3 protein-coding genes and 1 pseudogene are annotated in these 2,434 nt (G+C 39.6%); 1 reads left to right on the top strand and 3 read right to left on the bottom strand.

Features of this window, described 5'->3' with window-relative positions; genetic code table 11:
- Positions 1 to 339: 339 nt before the first annotated feature.
- A complete protein-coding gene (locus CIK98_RS00880; protein ID WP_094382415.1) occupies positions 340 to 1,032 on the bottom strand; it encodes a hypothetical protein in 693 nt (230 codons plus the stop codon).
- A gap of 75 nt (positions 1,033 to 1,107) precedes the next feature.
- On the opposite strand from CIK98_RS00880, the pseudogene CIK98_RS00885 reads away from it, so the two are divergent.
- Positions 1,108 to 1,218 (top strand): annotated as a pseudogene (locus tag CIK98_RS00885) (recombinase family protein); the annotation flags it as partial.
- An 84-nt stretch (positions 1,219 to 1,302) separates the two neighbouring features.
- Here the strand turns inward: CIK98_RS00885 and CIK98_RS00890 are convergent.
- Positions 1,303 to 1,704, bottom strand: coding sequence for a HEPN domain-containing protein (locus tag CIK98_RS00890; protein WP_094382416.1), 402 nt, complete (start codon positions 1,702 to 1,704; stop codon positions 1,303 to 1,305).
- Positions 1,701 to 2,018, bottom strand: a complete 318-nt coding sequence (locus tag CIK98_RS00895) for a nucleotidyltransferase domain-containing protein (RefSeq protein WP_094382417.1) — start codon at positions 2,016 to 2,018, stop codon at positions 1,701 to 1,703. The genes CIK98_RS00890 and CIK98_RS00895 overlap by 4 nt, the downstream gene beginning before the upstream one ends.
- Positions 2,019 to 2,434 lie beyond the last annotated feature (416 nt).

The following is a 2,434-nucleotide window of genomic DNA, read 5'->3' on the forward strand; positions in this document are numbered from 1 at the left end:
AAAATAGTCAGAAAGAAGATTTCCTATCTCCTTCATCTGCTCATCAGACTTTACATGTTCCATCAGTCCAATGATCTTCATTTGATACGGTGAAAATGCTGTAGCTTCCATATTCTTTCCATTTTTTGGGAGCAAAGATACAAACTATTTTCCATACCTCCAAACTTTTCCCAGATTATTTGAAATATTTTGGCTTCTCTCAACTCCATCCAATAACCCCGAGCGTCACATATCACATGGATTACGGAAAGATTCACATTTCCCTCTTCCCTACAATCCAGTTCCACATAATCACGAGGAATATAGACCACAATAGTATCTTCATATCAATAACAATTATTATTTTTCCGGTTTCCCATCCGAAATACTTAATCCCAGATGATAGAAATCAGATACCGCCTGCAAGTCTTCCTTTTTCTGATCGTTATTGGTGTTACTGTATATAAACCATCCGTCAGACTCATGCTGCCAAATCTTTCCTTTCTCCACAGGACGTTGCTTCTTGCCAACAAGAGGCCAACCAGCTCTCTTTCGCCCTACCCTTTCCACACGCTCAAAACCGATTCTGCGGAACACATCAATCTCCGTGTCTATAGCAGTCTTGTTGCACACAACAGTACCATCAGGGAATATCACCCGCAACCCTTTTGTATGATTAGTGACAGTCTTTATCGGTTCATGCGGTTCTGCCACTGAATAAGCCTCATCACTCTTCACTGGCTTGCTTACTTTCTGCGGATTAGCTACAATCGGCTTTGCGTCAACAATCTCACTTATCTTAGTCTTACGAGACAGAGCCACACTCACAGGTTCACCAGGGTGATATTCCACCACCAAGACCAAGTCGCGCTTAATCTGACTTAGTGTCGGTTCGATGTCCTTTCCAATAATCGGCAGAATCTCATCACGTATGATATTCTCCTCCGCTTCATTAATCTGGCGGATAACGTCTTCGGGGAGTTTAACATTCCTACGTTCACATTTTTCGATAATGTCATATAAGTCTTGAAGTGCTTCGAATGTATTGTCCATAATCAAAAATCTTAATTATTGATGGCAAAAGTACATATTTATTCCGAGAATTTACTATCTTTGGAGAAAAAAGTTATGATTTACGGTTATATTCGTGTTAGTAGCGACAAACAAACAGTCGAAAACCAACGTTTTGAGATTAATAACTTCTGTAAAAAGGAGAAGTTGATAATCAACGGATGGCTTTAGGAAACCATCTGAAATCATAGTGACAGGTTCACTGGTCCGGAAGAGTGAACCAATGTCCCTATGACCCTTTAAAGGAATTGATTACGCATCTTGCAGTCTATTTGATATGATATCAATAAGTTCTTTTACCGGTTCTATCAAAGGAAAAATATCTTCTTTTGATACATCATAATAACAATTATAGTCACTCCTTTCACGCATAGCCTGCAATTGCGAATATAACTTACCGTATTGCTTATCAAAAACCTGAGTTTTAATGAAATATTGTCCAAATAATAATACGGCTCCTTTATGAGAATTAACAGGAAGTCCTTCATTTATTAATAATGCAGAAACAGCATGAAATAATGAATAGTATAGCCTATTCGCTATATTATCCCAAAAACCTGCATTTTGCAACACTTCTATTTGAGAAAATATACTATTAGCCTTTTCTAGTTCCAGACCAACAACAATCTTTCTTTCCGTTGGAGATAGCGTCATACCAATTGTCTTTTATCTTGTTCAACATTTTGATAGAATGGCATTGGGGACATAGATTCCCATTCCTTTTTCGTATAAAGCACTGGAATTATAATTTCCCCGAGGCCCCAACCGAGGTCTGTGAGAGGATATACGATATTGTCATAGTCTGATTGTTCTATCTTTGCCTTATCCAAAATGACAAGCAAATCCCAATCGCTGCCTTCACTATAGTCCCCCCTTGCCCTGGAACCATAAAGCAACAACTTCGCATTCTCAGGCAGCACATTCTTTGCCACATCCTTAATGCTCTCAACAACTATGTCCTCGCTCATAATATGTTATTTTTCTGCAAATATACAAACTATTTCCCATTCCTCCAAACATTTCTCCAAATTTCTTTCAAAAGAAAAAGCAGCGACAGTTATTTGCCGCTGCCTTTAAACCAATTCCAAACTATTATGATGAAGGAATCATATTGACAAGTTCACCAGCCCGAAAGAGTGAACCAATGTACCTGTCCGTGTGCCACGAGGCGCACATCTATATATAAAGGGTTGGCTACCTTCCATATAAGATGTAGCCGTAACTACCAATGAGATGAGAGAAGGTCTCTCGGTGTCAGTGTGCAGGCACTGGCATCAAACCCTCTGCAAGCTGCTGCAGTCGGAAACGTTGCGGTGGTGAGCGTTGCAGAGAGGTACGTATTACTGAGCTGAACGCAAGTGAACCATTCGATGAGGTGTCGTTA

The sequence above is a fragment of the Prevotella sp. P2-180 genome, from assembly GCF_002251435.1.
In the GTDB taxonomy this organism is placed as follows: Bacteria; Bacteroidota; Bacteroidia; order Bacteroidales; family Bacteroidaceae; genus Prevotella.